Annotated in this window: 20 protein-coding genes; 7 read left to right on the plus strand and 13 right to left on the minus strand. The window is 45.2% G+C overall.

Features of this window, described 5'->3' with window-relative positions; all coding sequences use genetic code 11:
• Positions 1-4: 4 nt before the first annotated feature.
• From O8C65_04140 to O8C65_04170, 7 genes are all read right to left on the minus strand, one after another.
• A complete protein-coding gene (locus O8C65_04140) occupies positions 5-226 on the minus strand; it encodes a DUF2180 family protein (GenBank protein ID MCZ7356099.1) in 222 nt (73 codons plus the stop codon).
• A gap of 5 nt (positions 227-231) precedes the next feature.
• Positions 232-444, minus strand: a complete 213-nt coding sequence (locus O8C65_04145; protein MCZ7356100.1) for a DUF2180 family protein — start codon at positions 442-444, stop codon at positions 232-234.
• A 1-nt stretch (position 445) separates the two neighbouring features.
• On the minus strand, positions 446-1,135 hold the full coding sequence (gene mcrC, locus O8C65_04150; protein MCZ7356101.1) for a methyl-coenzyme M reductase I operon protein C: 690 nt from the start codon (positions 1,133-1,135) through the stop codon (positions 446-448).
• The gene (locus O8C65_04155; protein MCZ7356102.1) at positions 1,132-1,551 is read right to left on the minus strand and encodes a ferritin-like domain-containing protein; all 420 of its coding nucleotides are present in this window, start codon (positions 1,549-1,551) and stop codon (positions 1,132-1,134) included. Before O8C65_04155 ends, mcrC begins: the two co-directional genes overlap by 4 nt.
• A 64-nt stretch (positions 1,552-1,615) precedes the next feature.
• Positions 1,616-2,014 (minus strand): carboxymuconolactone decarboxylase family protein, encoded by a 399-nt coding sequence (locus O8C65_04160; protein ID MCZ7356103.1) that lies wholly within the window; start codon positions 2,012-2,014, stop codon positions 1,616-1,618.
• 27 nt (positions 2,015-2,041) lie between these two features.
• Positions 2,042-2,428 carry a rubrerythrin family protein gene (locus O8C65_04165; protein MCZ7356104.1) on the minus strand — a complete coding sequence of 129 codons (387 nt, stop codon included), beginning with the start codon at positions 2,426-2,428 and terminating at the stop codon, positions 2,042-2,044.
• Positions 2,416-2,841, minus strand: coding sequence for a DUF302 domain-containing protein (locus O8C65_04170; GenBank protein ID MCZ7356105.1), 426 nt, complete (start codon positions 2,839-2,841; stop codon positions 2,416-2,418). The genes O8C65_04165 and O8C65_04170 overlap by 13 nt, the downstream gene beginning before the upstream one ends.
• Before the next feature lie 130 nt (positions 2,842-2,971).
• On the opposite strand from O8C65_04170, the gene O8C65_04175 reads away from it, so the two are divergent.
• Positions 2,972-3,745 carry a hypothetical protein gene (locus O8C65_04175; GenBank protein ID MCZ7356106.1) on the plus strand — a complete coding sequence of 258 codons (774 nt, stop codon included), beginning with the start codon at positions 2,972-2,974 and terminating at the stop codon, positions 3,743-3,745.
• 186 nt (positions 3,746-3,931) lie between these two features.
• Here the strand turns inward: O8C65_04175 and O8C65_04180 are convergent, their stop codons facing one another.
• Positions 3,932-5,020, minus strand: coding sequence for a DUF373 family protein (locus O8C65_04180; protein MCZ7356107.1), 1,089 nt, complete (start codon positions 5,018-5,020; stop codon positions 3,932-3,934).
• A gap of 177 nt (positions 5,021-5,197) precedes the next feature.
• Entirely contained in the window at positions 5,198-5,815 is a 618-nt protein-coding gene (locus O8C65_04185) for a hypothetical protein (GenBank protein MCZ7356108.1), read from the minus strand.
• Positions 5,816-5,834: 19 nt separating this feature from the next.
• Here O8C65_04185 and O8C65_04190 point away from each other — a divergent pair, with 19 nt between their 5' ends.
• A complete protein-coding gene (locus O8C65_04190) occupies positions 5,835-9,896 on the plus strand; it encodes an S-layer protein domain-containing protein (GenBank protein ID MCZ7356109.1) in 4,062 nt (1,353 codons plus the stop codon).
• A 62-nt stretch (positions 9,897-9,958) separates the two neighbouring features.
• Here O8C65_04190 and O8C65_04195 read toward each other — a convergent pair whose 3' ends face one another.
• Complete coding sequence (locus O8C65_04195; protein MCZ7356110.1) at positions 9,959-11,347, minus strand: ion transporter; 1,389 nt, start codon at positions 11,345-11,347, stop codon at positions 9,959-9,961.
• 222 nt (positions 11,348-11,569) lie between these two features.
• On the opposite strand from O8C65_04195, the gene O8C65_04200 reads away from it, so the two are divergent.
• Positions 11,570-11,968, plus strand: a complete 399-nt coding sequence (locus tag O8C65_04200; protein MCZ7356111.1) for a hypothetical protein — start codon at positions 11,570-11,572, stop codon at positions 11,966-11,968.
• Positions 11,969-12,054: 86 nt separating this feature from the next.
• Entirely contained in the window at positions 12,055-12,504 is a 450-nt protein-coding gene (locus tag O8C65_04205; GenBank protein MCZ7356112.1) for a hypothetical protein, read from the plus strand.
• A gap of 79 nt (positions 12,505-12,583) precedes the next feature.
• Here the strand turns inward: O8C65_04205 and O8C65_04210 are convergent, their stop codons facing one another.
• From O8C65_04210 to O8C65_04220, 3 genes are all read right to left on the minus strand, one after another.
• A complete protein-coding gene (locus O8C65_04210) occupies positions 12,584-13,048 on the minus strand; it encodes a VTT domain-containing protein (GenBank protein ID MCZ7356113.1) in 465 nt (154 codons plus the stop codon).
• A gap of 156 nt (positions 13,049-13,204) precedes the next feature.
• A complete protein-coding gene (locus O8C65_04215; GenBank protein ID MCZ7356114.1) occupies positions 13,205-13,792 on the minus strand; it encodes a hypothetical protein in 588 nt (195 codons plus the stop codon).
• Positions 13,793-13,794: 2 nt separating this feature from the next.
• Complete coding sequence (locus O8C65_04220) at positions 13,795-13,992, minus strand: hypothetical protein (GenBank protein MCZ7356115.1); 198 nt, start codon at positions 13,990-13,992, stop codon at positions 13,795-13,797.
• 248 nt (positions 13,993-14,240) lie between these two features.
• Between O8C65_04220 and O8C65_04225 the strand changes: the two genes are divergently transcribed.
• Genes O8C65_04225 through O8C65_04235 form a run of 3 tightly spaced genes read left to right on the plus strand, consistent with a single transcriptional unit; the run spans position 14,241 to position 18,317 of the window.
• Positions 14,241-15,377 carry a glycosyltransferase gene (locus O8C65_04225; protein MCZ7356116.1) on the plus strand — a complete coding sequence of 379 codons (1,137 nt, stop codon included), beginning with the start codon at positions 14,241-14,243 and terminating at the stop codon, positions 15,375-15,377.
• Complete coding sequence (locus tag O8C65_04230) at positions 15,374-16,513, plus strand: glycosyltransferase family 4 protein (GenBank protein ID MCZ7356117.1); 1,140 nt, start codon at positions 15,374-15,376, stop codon at positions 16,511-16,513. Before O8C65_04225 ends, O8C65_04230 begins: the two co-directional genes overlap by 4 nt.
• A gap of 40 nt (positions 16,514-16,553) precedes the next feature.
• Positions 16,554-18,317 carry a glycosyltransferase family 39 protein gene (locus tag O8C65_04235; GenBank protein MCZ7356118.1) on the plus strand — a complete coding sequence of 588 codons (1,764 nt, stop codon included), beginning with the start codon at positions 16,554-16,556 and terminating at the stop codon, positions 18,315-18,317.
• Positions 18,318-18,588: the final 271 nt, after the last annotated feature.

Consider the following 18,588-nt stretch of genomic DNA (forward strand, 5'->3'; position numbering starts at 1 on the left):
ACTCTTACTCACATGCACCCGGCATTAAGATATTGCCGCATTCCTGGCAAACGAATCTTGGCAGACCTTTCTTCAGTACCTTGACTGGCGCCGGGTATCCCCCCTGCCATATCGGCAGATCGATCCTGTGAGCATGTTCCATGCAAAGTCCCTTTCCGCACATTATACAAAGGGCAACAGCTTCCTCAGTAGACCCCTGGTCTGCACATTCATAGCATTTCAACATAACAATCACCAGTTCTCCTTTAAGGCTTCATGACACGGCTGGCAGAGTATCCTTTTCATTTTCTCGATATCCTTTTCAAGTCTCACAGGATAATCTCCTTTCCATACAGGCGTTTCTTCGTAGATCGCGTGATCCATGCATACGCCCATTCCGCAAACGATACATGCAGCCACAGCATCAACATCTTTACCCATTTTAGCGCACAAATAACATTTCAAATCATTCACTCTCCTCTTCACTTGCCATAAGTCCTTCACTTATCAACAGGTCGCTCCTGACAGCATGGGTCTCCTCAATCCTCTGGCTCAATTCGTAGCGAATCACTTTAGCCAGTTCATTCAGGTTACCCCTCGAACATGTCTCGCCCCTGGTTATGCCGCTTACAATAGCGACCACAGTGCCTTCTGTTTCTGGGTTTTTCGGTCTTATGTATTTTGTCTTTATCCCCGCTTTTGCAAAATCCTCATAATCGATAGGATATTCACAGGCTATGACGGCAGGTATGTTGACATATTTCAGTATCTTCTTGGTTTTTAATACTATGTGGGAATTAACATTACCCATGTGTATCAGCACAAGTTTGTGCCTGGCTATCTGCTCTATCTCCTTCGCCGTCAGCCCGAATGAAGCACCATAACCTTTTGAAGCTGTGGTGCTCCCAACTTCGTCCATGGGAACCCCTGCCCCAGCCTCGAGCACCAGAACGCTTACCTGGATTCCCTCCCTTCGAAGCCCGTAGGTGATCTCACACACCGGTTTGGTGATATGCCTCCGCCCCGGCGTCATAGCGATCGCAACAACATCTGGCCTTGCTGCCTCGGACAGGGTACCGCGCTGGGCAATGCCGCCCCCGCGCCCAAGTCCCATGGCTTCCCTGCAATCGACCAGCTGTGTATCCCTTCCAATCATTTCTTTATACCGAGCGTGGTTTCCCACGTATCTGCATGGCCTTCCTCATCAGAGAGGATTTCTTCGAGCATGAGTCTTGTTGTGGGGTCACCCTCCTGGATCGCAAGCTTGATATGCTCTTTATATTGGTTGATCGCCCCGTTCTCTTTTGCGAGGTCATCCTGGATCATTTTCTTTAGATCCCCGCCTTCTACGATCGGTGATGGTTTCTTCGTCGGGGTCCCGCCGAGGTACACTATGCGTTCACCCAGCTTTTCAGCGTGCTTCATCTCATCCTTGGCCGTCGATTTGAATATCTCAAGTATTGCGGCACTCTCCATCCCCTCCCCCTCATAATGGTGCTTCATATACTGTATTATTGCGCTCAACTCATCTTCCCGATCTTTGTTCAATGCGTCAATTATTTTGTTGCTCATAACTCCTCCCTGTTGTTAGTTCATTGATAATCAATGAATACTAAAGTATTTTAACCTTTTTTAGTTACCTCGGTCTTCTGCCGGGGGTACAACCATGGCCACCGTGCCCTTCTTTACCCTGCAGCATGTTCAGGGCTTTCCTGCACGATGCCACGCCCGGGGCTCCTGATGTTATGAAAATGACATTCATCGTTTCCATAATCTCTTCCTTCGTGGCGCCGTGGTTCAAAGCGCTCCTCATCTGTGATTCGCAGCATACATCGCATCTCTGCGATGCCATAACCGCAAGTGACATCAGAACTTTAACCTTTGCTGGGAGGGCACCATCCTCCTGTATCCCGTCATCGCATTTCTTGTAATGCTCGAACAATTCCGGATTCATCTCCTCCATCATGTTCATGATCTCAGGGGTGAATCCCATCTTACCGTCGATGCTTTCGATTACTTTCTTTGGTTCCATTATTATTTTCTCCCATATTATCATTGTTCATTATTGATTTAATCCTTTTCCTAAATTCGAAAGGATCTCACTTATTCCTGTCTTGTGCCTTTTTTCGTCTTGCATCGACTGCTCAAAAAAATGGGATGCCTCTTTATTACCCTCTGCCTTCGCAATTATTGCGGCCTCTGCCTTGTCTTTTTCTGCCCTTATTTCACCCGCCAGCATCGCCACCAGGTTCGTTCTTGTATCCTTCACCTTGCCAAGAAGGTTTGCAAACTCAGCGGCATGCGCAGCTTCGTCCATTGCCACATCGAATAGATAGGATGCTATTTCAAGATGTCCTTCCTGTTCTGCCTTACGGGACATCGCGATATACAGGGCGATATCGTTGGATTCCGAGTCGAAGGTCTTTTCCATTATATCTACAGTTTGCATGTTGCCACCTCCACTATCTTTTTTAAGGCATCCTCTGCCTCCACCGCGAGCCCATTCAGTTCATCATAACCCGAAAGAGAACTTGCCGTGCTCAATGCAACCGTGGGTCTGTACAGCGAGATCTTCGTTTTCCCTTTGTCAGCATATACCACTATCTTGCAGGGAAGGATGAGACCTGCCTGCTTGTTTATCGAAAGCCCCCTGTGGGCAAGAACCGGATTGCAGACATCCATTATAATATAATCGTCGTATTCTATTTTGAGTTTCTCTGCCAGGATCTTTCTTACATCGATCACGCTCAACACTCCCCATTTGTTGTCCATCAGATCTTTTGTAAGCTTTTCCACGGCGGATTTTACACTCAATTTTGATTCTCTTGTGTAATCAATCATCACTTCCATCTCCGTATGCATGTATGTGATTCATAGACAATAAACAATATGGTTTTAAGAACAAAATATCGGTCTTACTGAAAACTATTTGAAAAGAGTAATATACCCTGAACAATAATATAATACTAAGTGCAATCCAGAAAATATTACAATGGAGGGCTTTCCGGTTAAGCGAATAGCCCTTGTCACCGACGAGTTCCCGGTGTACCACTCGATCATTGAAGAGACACGTTCCCGAAGGCTGAACATACTGGTACTTACCCCTGCGCAATCAATACCGCCCGGTGTGGATGCTATCATTACTACCGAAGATGAAGCCCTTTCTATCGATTTCCGCCGTGACAGAATCGTGATCGCTGACGGCAGGCCACAGGCAACAGTCGATAAAGCGGTTTCCCTGCTGTTCGATGAGGATTTTGAGAGCATTGTGATCGGGATCGACCCCGGGAAATATCCCGGATTAGCAGTGCTCGGGAACAACAAGGCCATCTCGGTCCACCATGTATCCGTAGGCGAGGTGTGCCCTCTCATAAAGCAGATAATGCGGGAACACAAAGATAAGAAAATAATTGTCAGGATAGGACACGGCGCAAGGCTTGTCCGCAGCAGGATCGTTAACGACATACTTGACCTCGGGCTGCATGTCGAAATGGTGGATGAGACCGGAACAACCCCTCACCTCGGCAAAGGTGTGCACGGTAAGGTTATTTCCGATATAATTGCTGCCATAAATATCGCAAAGATCCAGGGAAAAACTGTAGGGAAACAGTTCATCGAGCCTTCACAGGGTGAAGTGAGGGTCATTCAGGAACACAGCCGGGAATATTCCAACGGGCGCATGACCATTCCTAGGCTACTCGCCCGGGCTGTCGCAAAAGGGGAAATGACCCTGGACGAAGCCGTAGAAAAACATAACGGATATTAGTTTACAGATTTTAAGACACGCACCATCAAATTCTTGCTTCAATCTGCATCTGGCGTTATTTTGGTGCCGGCTTATGAAAACGGGTATCTGTTGTTGGTACCTGATTCAATAAATCAGGATATGACAAAAAAATTAAAATATTCGAATGAATGGAATGTGTCGGGGGCTATTATACTTCGATAATTCCTATTGCGAACTTTCAGCCGATCTTACGGAAAGTTTTGCTCCGATAGTCGCTATGGCTATCGCCCCCACGACTGTTGAAAGCAGGAACTGCCGCCCATTACTGATGACAGGATAACTGGCCAGCGCCTCACTGATAACGAGGATATAAGTGCTTCCAGCCCAGAATAAAATCCCGGCTGCGATTATGAAGAACGGATGAGCCCAGTGTTTCCCGATTGTCTCATTGCTCAATCGCATGTCCACTATCTTCCCGGAACTGATAAGTACCCCTGAAAGGACATACCACCATATGGATGCATTGACATAGCCCATGAGCAGTATCAAAATGCCCGACCATATCCCTTGGCTGTAATAAGCCCAGAGTTCAATCGCCCCCTGTATGGTTCCTATTATAGAGAGTATTATAGCTGCCAGGTACATGACGAACGTGATCTTCGCGCCATTGAGAGAATTCATCATAGATGCATAGAAGTCGCTCACTGCGTCATCAAGACCTGTACCCCGGAAAAGCATGTAGACACCAATCGCTCCTGTGATGAAAATGACCGCAGCTTCGGGGTGCCCTGCATATAATGAAATGGCGTATATCATGAACGCAAGGCCTATAGGCATGAAAAATGTATGCGAGATCTTCGGGTCGTTAAAAGCCTGTTTGATTATATAATATGTGCTTTCCAGGTTCTCGTGCTGCTTTACTATGATCCTCCGTACGGAATCCACTTTTATCCTGGACTGGATGATGGGCATGACCGATTCGTCCTCTGCGCCATCAGAAACAAGGATAGCCCGTTCCGGTTTTAGCTGCTCAAGCACTCTATCAAGTTGTTCGGATATTTTCCTGTCAGCAGCAACTCCAACTTTCTTGTCCCCTGCTATGGAAACTATTTCCACATCATTTTTTTCAGAAACCAGCCTATCATATACGTTTATCCCGCCGAAAATGGTGTTGGTGTCGGAATCTTCAGGATCGCTCGACCCAAGTTTAACGGCAGCCTCAATGTTGGCAGCCCTGCCTATTATAGGGCTTACTACGCCTGCTTTTTCCCCCAGGTCATTGTCCCTGTCAATACAGATGATCAGTATCCTCATTCTATTCTAATATCCTCATATTTCTATAAATAACTTCGGAATCCCCGCATATTAGCCCTCAGTAAGTAATACTTCCAATCCTGTGCATTGATTATCGCCGCAGCTTTGATGTTTTCAGACATCGTTCTCCATGCATGTACCGGGAATGCAGGAATAACTCTCACAGAAATTATATATCTAATGAGTCCTCATATTTTCAAGTATATCATATTGAATACGCCAGGGGGTTGAAAATGAGGATCGTTGAAAATATGATTCGGGGCATATGATAACTAAAAGGGACATTAAATGGATCATTTCCGTATTGATCCTTCTGGGCATGGTATATGCAGCTGCAGGACACCTGTTTGAAACCCACATCAATGATATCAAAGCAATAGCACTAATGCCCACTGGAACCTCAACGAGCACGGCAACATCTATGGCCCCGGCAACTTTTACTGCCATAGCAGTTACGGGAGATTCTACAGCTACTTTTACAGCAACGGCTACCTCTACAACCACAGCGACATCCACGGCCACAGCAACTTCTACGGGTACAGCAACTTCCACTGCCACAGGGACTTCCACGGCAACTGCAACTTCCACTGCCACAGGGACCTCCACGGCAACTGCAACCTCTACTGCCACAGGGACCTCCACGGCAACTGCAACCTCCACTGCCACAGCAACTTCTACGGGTACAGCGACTTCTACAACCACGGCAACATCTACGGCCAATGCAACTGCTACAACCACAGCAAATTCTACCGCCAATGCAACTGCCGCACCATCGCAAACAGGCTCACCTGCCATAATTGACTCCACTCCATTTATGCGGCCGGTATCTGATATTGTGGGCGCATCGCGAACCTTCAGTATCACCCTCAACCAGACCGTAAGTGTTACCTGGTACATCAATGGAAATCAGGTTCAATCCAATGAAGATGTGACAGAGGCAAGCTATACCAACACCAGTGCAGCCGAGGGCACCTGGTTTATAAGAGCTGCAGCAGGCAATGATAATGGCACGGTTTCGGAAGAATGGACATGGATCGTAATTACACCGCAGGAGAAAGCACCTGCAATAACGGCATTTGCCCCTGGAGAATCGCCTGTCCTTGATATCGAGGGAGCCTCAAGATCTTTCAATATTACCTACGACCAGACTGTAAATGTGGCCTGGTACATCAACGGAATTCCGGTTCAATCCAATGAAGATGTGACCTCTTCAAGCTATACCAACGCCAGCGCAGTTTTCGGCACATGGATTGTGAACGCTACAGCAACCAACGATAACGGTACAGTTTCGAAAGAGTGGACCTGGGTGGTGAAAGATATAACACCTCCTGCCAATGTTTCCAATTTGACAGCGACAGGCACAGGTCAAACTTATATAAACTGGACGTGGGAAAATCCCCCGGATATAGATTTTGACGGAACCAGAATTTTAATAGATGGGAACTTCAAAACCGATCTTCCAAGAACATCAAACGATTACAGTGCTACCGGATTGGCGCCAGGTACTTCTCATAGTATTACCGTGATCGCCTTCGATATTGCGCAAAACAATGCAACACAACCCTGGCCTGAGAATATGAGTACAACATTGCCAAATACCATTCCAGGAGACAATGTCATACCTCTGGGATTGCCATCTGGAGTAATTGCAATTTTCAGCAGGGTTACAGATCAGGGTAACACCGTGATATCAACTACCCAAACATCGCCATTAGCTCCGGGCTTCCAGCCACTTGGGAATTATGTGGATATAAGTACATCGGCAAATTTCACAGGTAATGTAACAATTACCCTGAATTATACGACACCTCCGGAAGGATATAACGGGAGCAATGTACGCCTGTACCATTTGAACAATGCAGTATGGGAAGACATAACTGAAAATCTTGATACAGACCATAATACCGTCACCGGGGAAGCTACAAGTCTGTCTCTTTTCGTCGCCGGGATCTATCCACCGCCTAAAATAGACGTGATTCAAGAACCTCCGAGCCTGGAAATCACGGTAAAAGATTCGTTATCATTCAATATCAGTGTTGACCAGACAACAAATGTGAACTGGACAGTTAATGGGGAGACCTCCCAAGGCCCTTTTTTGGTCCAGGCAGGAGGAAATTCCAATTTCACTTTCGCTTCAGCTACCAGGGGAAATTATTCAATAATAGTGGAGGCGAGCAATACTAATGGAACTGACACGAGATCATGGAATGTGACCGTCCATCCTGAATTCTTCTTCAAGGGGAACCGCATCTGGGACGGCAGTAAACCGGATGAGTTCTCACTCACATACACCTGGGACCCCATGAGCTTCTCAGGCTTCTACTATGATGTCAATGATGACGTGGGTGATGAGAGTATCACGATGAGCCTGAATGGCTACAGCGATAGAACCATAAACACTGGCAAGCTCGTGTACACCACATCCCCTCAAGAGGTAAGCTTTGGCTACTCAGGTTTTGGCAGCTTTGAGGTCATAGGTTTCATGGCAGAGAAGTATTTTGCCGCCTATACATCCAACAGCAATCCTCCAAATCCAACTACAGGCATCGGGTTGAAAAGCGTGCTTGCCCAGGGTCACCTCCACAGGGTACTCATCGATGACGATACAAGGCGCACCATATCCCTGGGAGGCACACTCACTCTGCAGGACGGTTATGTCCTGAAGGCAAAAGATATTGACATGAGCGCAAGGACCATGCTTATCTCCCTGTTAAAAGACGGAAATGAGGTGGATTCAACTCCTCTTTCAGCGGGCCAGACCTATGTTTATACAAAGACAGTGGGGGGTGTAACAGACCTTCCTTTAATACTGGTCAGATTTGACAGTGTATTCTCAGGTACAGAAGTGCAAGCCGCATTCTTGCAGGGATTGTTCCAAATATCCGAAAGCTATGATACAGTTAATACCGGAAATGATTTTGGAGTGATGGAAGTCAGAAGTGTAAGCTTTAACAAAATAGAGATGAGAAATAATGCAGATGTAAGTCTAGATCAGGGAAGCACAGTGGATCTGATGGGAGATATGAAAATAGCAGTGGCGGATAACAGCAATGCGGTCCGATTTGCCCTCTCTGTTGAAAAAACAGGCAGCTTTGAGGTAAGGAGCAGTATCTATAGAGAGGATGCCCCGATTGATGAATGGACCCCTTACAACTTCGGGTTGAACATAGGTAAGACCAGTGTCGGTTTTTATTATGACCTGGACGAAGGCATAGGTAATGAGAGCCTGCGGCTTGCAGAACCATTGGATGGCAGCCGAACCATAAATGATGCGGGACTGGTATATACAACTACGCCGGAGGACGTAAGCTTTGGTTACTCCGGTTTTGGAAGCTATGAAGTCATAGGTTTCATGGCAGAGAAGTATTTCGCGGCCTATACCGCCAGCAGCAACCCCCCTGATCCAACCACAGGAATCGTTGCGAAGAGCGCGCTTTCTCAGGGCCAACTTCACAAGGTACTGATCGATGATGATACCAAGCGCACCATTTCTGTGGGAGGCACACTTGCTCTGCAGGAGGGTTATGTCTTGAAGGCAAAAGATATTGACATGAGTGCAAGAACTATGCTTATCTCATTATTAAAAGATGGGAACGAGGTAGATTCCACGCCCCTTTCCGCCGGTCAGACCTATGTGTACGTAAAGAGAGTTGGGGCAGTGTCAGACCTTCCTATAATAATGGCGAGGTTTGACAGCGTATTCTCAGGTACGGAAGTGCAGGCTGCGTTCTTGCAGGGATTGTTCCAGGTATCCGAAAACTACGCGACCATCAATACTGGCAATGAATTCGGTATGATGGAAGTCAGAAGCGTAAGCAATGATAACATAGAGATGAGTAACGTCGGGAGTATCGGCCTGGATAATGGTGCAAATGAAGTGCTCATGGGAAATATTAACCTGAGAGTTGGTGATACGACTGATAATTCTCTGCGATTTTACTTTGCTGTTGATGTGACTCCTGAGACGGTGGCAAATCAGCTCGTAATAGACTCCCCGGCCCAGGCCACTGCAGGCGATACTGTCGGAATAAAGGTCACCGCGGGCGGAGAATTAATTGAGGGCGCATCCCTGACAATTGATTCTTCCGAGATCGGGCAAACGGACAGTAATGGTGTTCTTAATTATACTTTTTCCAGAAACATGAAAGGCACCTACAACTTAACTGGAACCAAGCTTGGCTACCAGGAAGACATTAAAAGCATAAACGTGCTGGAGTATATAGAGCGCAGGCTGAGTATAGATGCTCCTGCTACGGCGAATCAGCTTGATACGATAGTCATAAAAGTCACATCCAATAGCACAGTCATTAGCAATGCGACTGTGCAATATGATAATACAACCATTGGCTCGACCGATGGTAATGGTACCCTGAACTACACACTGGAAACAAGCGGCACGCACGCAATAACAGCTTCAAAAAATGGTTATATCACCGTAGAAAAGGAAATTGACGTCAGGGCACCCTTTTCTCAGTATGAGGCCCTTGATATCAATATCACTCCCAATACGGTTTTTACAGATGACGAGGCTGTGATCAAATCCAATATCACAAATGCAGGTACCAAAAAAGATACACTTCCTGTGGAGCTTATAGTCAATGGAACTGCCGTGGATAACAGGTCTGTTACTCTCGCCCCCGGGGAGATAGAGGAAGTCAATTTCACACTAAAGGAAGCTGTGGCGGCGAACTATACTCTTGAGATCCTCGGACAAAAAGAGCTATTTCAAGTCAAAGAAAGGCCTTTTACTTCGAACTTGATCCTGATCGCGGCAATAGCTACAATTTTGGGGGTGATTGCCATCTACCTGTGGACTGCGAAAAATAAGATAACCCTCGAGTTAATAAAAAGGAAATTGAAGTTTGGAAAGGATTGAGTCACATCGCTTGAAGTCCGGCGGTGTGTCCTGGTTCCTCCAGATCGCCTTCTCTTTTTCAGCTACCTTAACCAGCCCCGCCTGTAGAAAACATATAATGCCAGGAGCATTATGGAAAGCTCAAGGAAGAATATCTCTGATAGCCTGACCGGATATGGACTGTCTATCAGGTTCTCCCCAAAGAGCCCGCTTATGATTGAAGGTATGAGTCCGAGGCTTGTTATCACCGCTAGTATCCTCATTACCCTGTTTAACCCGACGGATACTGTATTTATGCGAAGATCGATCAACGATATCAGATTGTCCCTGATGGTGTCAGATGTCTCAGAAAGGTAAACTGATTCATCAAAGAGAATGCCGAAGAGGGAAGGATATTCATCCTTCAAGCCGGGCAACATTTTTCTCGTTCTAACAGCCCCCAGCACCTGCCTAAAATGCAAGAGGTTGCTGTGGATTTTCTGGATCTCCCTCTTAAAGTAGAACGATCTCTCAAGGAACGGATGCATCTGACCTACGGGTAGTTCTTCCAGTGCCGTTATGTCTTGCTCCATTGACCGCACGATCTCTTCATAATCACTGATTTTTCTGCTGAAGATCGAGTATAGAATTCTGACAATAAAATCCTCATCCTTCACCGACAGGCCATCATTTATCAGATCAAATAGCTCGCTTTTGTTATTGGAAATGGTGACGATGTAGTTGTCGGCCCATGCAATGAGCATATTATTTCTCAGGATTTGTACGGTTTTGGTATCCGCATCTTCTGATCGCAGTTTATAGTCCCTGATGAAGATAGTGGTGAGGTTCTTGAAGAAATCGATCTTTGGGTAGGATTCCTTGATTATTTTGCTTTCCAGCACAACCCCTGGGATTTTGAGCGTGTCACTCAAAAAACCAATATCGAGCTCCGAAACCTCCTGAAGGTCGATCCAGATATGCCCCGGGGCAGCAATATAACGGGCAATATCTTCCTTTGCTGCACCTTTTATGATCCTGCCATCCTCGAGGATGTTGATTTTCATCTGTGAGACAAGCGGAGTAACCTTCTCCATTGGTCTTACCGGGATCGCCCTTTTGACTGTCCTGCCAGCAACAGCAAATATCCTAGCAACCCGCAACAACGGAAAGATCCTTCCTATTCCTCCCAGCGGTATCCGCGGAATGAAATTCGTGGCAGCAAGGATAGCGATCAGAAGGTCTATGATGTGCCACGGCTCAGTAGCATATGCCTTCCTCGAATCTGCTACGTACAGCTTTAAGAAGTACTCCAGAATGAATATCACAAGGATAGCATCTCTAACTGCCCTGAACAAAGCCAGCATGAACTGCGAGAAAGTAAATAAGGCGGGCAAAAAAATAACCGGGATCAGTATCAGTGCAAGCACTATCATCAGGTGATCGGTCAGTATCTGATAAACCGGTTCCCTAAGTTTGGCACGCAGGGATTGCATAATGTTTGTTTTATATGTCTTATAAGAAATACTCTTGGTAAGGAAATGATAGATCAAAGGTCTATAGCCATTTCTCATGACGGTAAATCCTATTCTAGGCAGCCTTGAACAAGTCACAAGCTAATTTGTGTTAAACTGAAATGCTTTAATCCCTCCATACCCGGGATGTTTATTTAAGCGAAGCTGCCAATATGGGGATAGGAGTAAGACGGAGTAGAATTTATGGGTTTTCTTGGAACCAGGGCAAGTTCGTTCTCGGATATGGTTCTGATTGCCCAGACAGCAGCTTTCCTGATACTTTTTTCAGGTCTTGTATATGTAAGAAAGAAAAATTTTTCAAATCATGATAAAATGGCCAAGATTGCGGTCCTTATAAGCAGCCTATCTTTCGTATGGATGGGCTATTCTCTCATTTCCAATTTTCTGACACTTGCATCTATGACTTTTATGGGTTTGCTTATTGTTTCCCATGTGATCATAGGGTTATTAGCGCTATTCATGGGCATATTCCTGATATTGGATGAGATAAAAAAGACAGAAGCCTCCATGAGAATTATTTTTGTTTCATGGACTGCAGCAGTTCTTTTAGGTGTTATATTGTATATTATGTATCTAGCTTAAGCCTGCTATAGATATTTAAAATCCAATCAAATGGCAAGAATTAAATACGATGCTATCGAATTTATTATATTAAGAGTGGAGGGAATATGGCAATAGGTGATTTGAACAAGAAGTTTGGCTGGATATGGCTATTGATAGGCCCATTAATGGGCTTGTATATTACCAGCCGTATGGTCGGCCTGGGAGCGGCATATTCAGCTGCGACAAAAGAAGTAATGATCGCCGGGCAAAATGTGACGCTGTACATGGGAGAACCGGGTATGAGAGTAGTAAATCGACTTCTTCATGTTCATAGCGGCCTTCTGGCTATCCTGAACATAGTTTATGGACTCAGTATTGACAATGTCAACCTGTCGGATAAAACCAAGAGGCTGGGCAGCATACTTGCAGTTGCGGGGGCAATTCTTGTAACTCTTGCGTTCTACTTCCTCCTGATTACATCGTTGAGGGCTCTTGCGGTTCCTTTCAGAACATTGGGGGGTATAAGCCTAGTAATTGCAGTCGTGATAATAGCCGTGGGGCAGCTTAAAAAATAGATTCCTGAAGTCACCGCTGGCACTCAGGTGATGATGACCAGGGTTGATCTGTTGCAGGCTTTTTACAAGGGTAGCACACCTATCTTATGAATAGCCTCCACCAGTGGATCCCTCTCATCAATAGCAATACAACGCCGACGCTCTTGATAATCTTCGCCGCTGAGATCACTATCATGAACTTCTTTGATTCATAATTTTCAATTCCTGCGACCATGGGGGCAAGATCACCCACAAAAGGGATCCAGGGGGAAACGAGAAGCAGCGTCACCCCGTATTTGCGAAAGTGCATCTGCATTTTTTCTTCCCGTTCTTTGTTATGAAACGGGATTATTTTCTGAAGCTCATATTTTCCCAGGAGATAACCCAGTAATGCTCCTGTTATCGATCCTACAATTAATGTAACTATAATTATTGCCGGATTTATCCCTACACGAAGTAACTCCACTATGACAAATTCTGTGGGTATCGGGATGATGGAAGAAATAATGCTGACCGCTAAAAGTCCCATCGTTCCGTAGGCGGCGAATAATTCGAATAGTACCATTCTTGACCCCTATTTTGTTTTCTGAACTATAAACATAATCGTACAACGCCAAATTCACTGCTTTTAAATAGATCTCGGGCCGAAGTTCCACTTCACGGCGCTCCTGATGCACAGTATAGAAGTGTCCCTCAGGCTGATATTTGAACTTTACGGGCGTTAAGACCTTCCCAGTATAGTCCTGAAATGGTTCATCCTTTTTTCCCACCTCTCGCTCGTGCCCACCTCAGCATGGCATTTCGTGCACTCGTCCGTGTGGCAGGAACTGCATGTTACCCCCCTTGGTATATGGATAGTTATGAGATTTCCTTTGCTTGGCAAGAGCGGATCGGGATAATCATGGCAATTGTTGCAGGATATGTTCCCATTGATATAGACGGGTTTTGTAGGACTTGTTCCGTGGCATTTCTCGCATGTAACGTTCTTATTAATGGGGTGCACCTCATGCGATATCTTATGGCAGATAAGGCAGTAAGCACCACCGTTTACGTGGGGCGTTACTGTCAATGCCTGGGGGATGGATGGTTTTCCCGACATATGGCAGCCCTCGCAGACACCTTTGGATACCAATACGGTGAAGTTGCCGCCCTGCTGCATATCTTTTCTCTGGGCGCTGCCATTTGTTGTTTCCGGTTGAACCGATATGCGCCTTTCCTGGTTTACACGACCTTCCTGGATTATGAATAACAATATCAACAGGAAGGCAGCCGTGAATATTATCAGCAATAGCCTATACCTTGTTTTCATTGTCACGACCTGTTCAGCAAATGTAGATTAGAGTCCGCTACTGCTCCCTGGATATCATGCGGCAGTCCGGGGGTGCCGAAGATGAAATGAGCCATCTCAAGGGCCGTGGTGGGAATAAAATAATGTCCCGTTGCCCCCAGGGCCGGCATATCACCCGGAGAAAAGCGGGATGTCTTCAATTCACTGTTCGGTTGTTCCATCAGTAGCTAATTCCTCTAAGCATGTATAAGAAAAATATGATTTTTGATCTGTTAATAATATGCGGTTGTAGTCTGCTCCTGGATTACTCATCCTGCTATTATCATTTTATGACTTATTATTAATGTAATTATCGGTTCAGGCTGCCAGGGCTCTAACAGAGGGCTTAACCAGAATTTTAAGTGTTAACATATACTTAGTGAGTAGATAAAGAAAAGATATTTTAAGCCTGAAGGTTATGCTTATCACAATGAACCCGCCCCTTGTATCCATCATAATCCCCTGTATGAACGAGGAGATGACCATAGGAACCTGCATCCGGAAAGCATGGTCAAGCCTGAAGCAGGAGGGACTGGAAGGAGAAATAATAGTATCGGACAATTCCACAGATAATTCCGGTGAGATCGCGAAAAAATCGGGTGCCAGAGTCGTAACTCCCGCTAATAAAGGGTATGGGAATGCATTTTTGGTGGGTTTCAGGCACGCAAGGGGTAAATATTTTCTGTTAGCGGATGCCGATGATACTTATGACCTGATGGAAATGGCTAAGTTCCTGAAACCACTCCTATCCGGCGAAGCGGATTTCGTAATGGGGAACAGATTGAAGGGAGAGATCAAAAAGAACTCCATGCCCTGGCTTCACAGGTACATAGGCAATCCCGTACTTACAAGAGTCCTGAACATGCTCTTCAAGACACAATTGAGCGATGCCCATTGCGGTATGAGGGCAATTACAAAAGATGCGCTGGAAAAGCTGGATCTAAAGAGCGAGGGGATGGAATTCGCAAGCGAGATGATAATTGAAGCCGCGCGGAAAAAACTTCGGATAACCGAGGTGCCTATCAATTATTATCCGAGGAAGACACCTTCCAAGCTTCACTCGTGGGGTGACGGATGGCGGCATCTGCGGTTCATGATGCTTTACAATCCGACACCATTTCTTTCCATCCCGGGCTCGCTCCTATTTCTACTCGGCGGCTTTATGACATTCACTCTGGAATTGCGCGGGAACGTAGAAACAACAAGTTTGCATTCATTCATCCTGGGAAGCATGCTTGCAATTATCGGTACCCAGATGATAGCCACGGGCACCTATTTGAAAGTCTATGGGATAATTCATAACAAAATAGACAGGACGGGTCTGACCGCAATGCTCCTGGACTACCATTCTCTTGAGGTAGGGCTATTTATCGGTATAATCTTGTTCTTCGGGGGCATGGTTTCCGGTTCAAGTGTTCTTTTCAAATGGATATCTTCAGGTTACGGCTCGCTTTCGGAAGTGGGGAACGCGGTCATATCCATGGTGCTCGCGGCCCTTGGCATCCAGATAATCTTTTCCGCGCTCATAATCAGTATTTTTTTGCTGGATAATAAGGAAAACCAATGAAGATCGCCTTTGTATATGATGCTGTCTACCCATGGGTGAAAGGAGGGGCGGAAAAAAGGATATTCGAGATAGGCAAACGATGCGCCAAGCGGGGGAATGAAGTCCATGTCTTCGGGATAAAATGGTGGCAGGGCCCTTCTGTTATCAGGTACGAGAACATGATGCTGCACGGGGTATGCAGCCCGATGGAATTATACGTTAATGGCAGGCGGGATATTTCAGAGGCATTGATCTTCTCCCTGAAACTCTTGCCACACCTTATCATGGAGAAATTCGATGTGATCGATGTGAGCGCCTTCCCGTATTTTCCATGCTTTTCTGCAAAGCTTGTGTCCTTTGCCAGGAGAACTCCCATGACTGTAACCTGGCATGAGGTCTGGGGGGAATATTGGTATGAATACCTCGGACCCGGGGGTTTTTTCGGGAAGCTTGTTGAGAATATGGTTGCAAAATTGGCTGCCAGACCTATCGCTGTATCGGCATTGACCGGAAAGGGGCTTGAGTCGCTTGGAGTGAGAGGGAGAAAAATCCATATCGTGCCGAACGGCATCGACCTGAAAAGGATAAAAGAAATCATGCCTTCTCCTGATAAATGTGATCTGATATTTGTGGGGCGGCTTATCAGGGAGAAGAATGTGGATTTGATGCTTGAAGCAGTGGATCATCTGAGGATAACACTGCCGCACGTGCAGTGCCACGTTATTGGCGGGGGACCTGAGAAAGAGAGGCTTACAGGACTTGCAGCGAAGCTCGGGCTCCTTGATAATGTGAAATTCTTCGGGTTCATGGAGTATGATGAGTTAATCGCCAGGATAAAGTCCTCCGGGGTATTGGCGCTACCCTCCAGCCGCGAAGGATTCGGGATGGCAGTACTTGAGGCCTTTGCATGCGGAGTACCCGTTGTTACGGTGAAAGGTGAGAAGAACGCTGCATCTTCGCTTGTCGATGACGGTACTGGTTTTGTGGTGGACCTTGATGCAAGGGAGATCAGTGAGGCTGTTGCCAGGTTGATCAAAGACCCCATGCTACATGAAAGAATGGCTGCCTCTGCCATGGCGAGAGTGCAGGAATACGATTGGGACAGGATAGTCGAGCGGCTGACTTGCATTTATGATGATCTACTGCAATACCATTAAGGACATCAAGGATAATAAAATCAGGCAACCCTTATCAGATATGTTCAAGAAACTCCCCAATAGAATCACCGATCTGCTCGCTTCCAACAAAATCCCCTTACTGGTATTTTTAAGCTCCTTGTTCATACTTATCACTTTTGCGAGCACACGATTACTTTTTTCGGATGAAGGGGTGATACTGGACCAGTTTTATAATTTGATCCATGGCTCTATAGCCCTGAAAATCGCCAAAATAAATGTGACAAAAGGAGTTTTCATATCAGTAGGGGGCAGCCTCTACGGGAAATTTAGCTATTCGCTTATGATCTTATCTCTCCCTGCATACTATTTTCTAAAAGCAGTCAACTCGATCTATGGTGCGCATCTTTTCATATTGCAGCTTTGGGCTTTGAGCGGCGGATCCATTGTTTATCTTATTGCGAAAAACCACAAGTATGCGAGCGGAATAATGGCGTATTTCGTCCTGATATCTGCCAATCTGTATATCTTTAAGCCCATTTACTTCCCGAAATGGGGGGAAGTCCTCTCGATCGAATTCACCAATATCCTTATCACATCTTTTCTGGTCCTGATCGTTTATCTTTTATTCAGGGAACTTTTCAACAATAAAATTGCTCTTTTTGCCTCTTTTTTTGTATTAGTTGCAACACCGGTTCCTTTTTATGCCATCACGTTGAAACATCACAATCTGGCTGTTCTTCTCACTTTGCTGACCTTCATCCTTTTTTACCGATATTCTGAAAAAAAGGATAATAGATTCATGTACGCTGCATATTTATCGGCAGGACTTTGCGTCTGGACACGAATTCTGGATGGTGCAGTGTTACTGGCATCTCTTCTGATAATGGACTTCGTTTTTTTTAAACGGACCTTTAAATATGCCGTTACGATCTCATTCATAATTTTGATATCTCTGATCCCTTTTTTTAGTTTCAATCAATTTATTCTTGGAAATCCTTTCTCGATCATTGAAGTTACCCCTCTGGCCAGCACCCAGATGACAATGGCCAACGCAAACGATTTTATTTCACTCAACGAAAGTCCGGCAAGTGCCAATCAATTTGCGCTTTTAGATAAACTTGGATTTACATGGAATCCGGACATAAGTGGAAATTGGCTGAGGGTTTTGTCGGATGTCCTATTTCTCAAGGTAGGAAATACATTTGGTATTTTATTAATAAGTCCCTTTCTGGTGCTGGCCATTGCCTTTGTGATAGAAAGGATTAAGAATAGAGTTAAATTGAATACAATGGATAGTATTTTTGGGTTGTATACTATTCTGCTATTTGGCGCGTATTCCATATTATATATTTTATTTAATATAAATTCTCTAATTTCAATAATTACGGATACTCCCATAGTTCTTGAATACAGGTACCTTCTGGTGGGGTATATCATCCTTCTTTATTTTGCCCTCAGGACCGATAAAGTCCGGGAGCTGATCGAAACTAACTTTAAAAATATAGGCCGGATGTATGCTATATCATTGCCACTGATGTTAATCGTTTTCATTGAATTATTTCCTTCGCCTTTCATGGATAGTTACTACTATGTATCGCTGATCACTTCTGCCGCCCTTTTGATCCCAGTATCCGCATATCTTTTATTTTCCAAAAAGAAATCCCTTCCCGCATTGGATTCCTGGGTAACTTTCTTTATTGCACTGTCCCTTGTTGAAGCTTCCCTGTTATTGCTTTTTTATTACTGGGTTGTCAGCATGACCTACGTGTCACCAACACAAAACTATAGTATCCTGCCAACTTTAGAGAATACATTGAAATGGATGTATCAGATCTTTTTGTAAAGATGCACACAGAAAGTCCCATCTTAGTCCGGGAAAATCCTGGGTCATGAATTAACATGGGAAAAATTGCATCGGGCCATTATTGCCTGGTATTCCTGACCAGCATCAGTCTATTTATTATAAAAATAATTCTTTTTGTAATGCTTAAATAGTAGTTAATGTATAGCTCCAGTGCTTTGCAGAGATTAAAAAAAAATTCAAAATATTCTGATTTCTCATGACCACACCTTCTTGAATCTAATTGTCTTAATCGGTTTCATTGTTACCGGAA

This window comes from Candidatus Methanoperedens sp., assembly GCA_027460535.1.
Lineage (GTDB): Archaea > Halobacteriota > Methanosarcinia > Methanosarcinales > Methanoperedenaceae > Methanoperedens.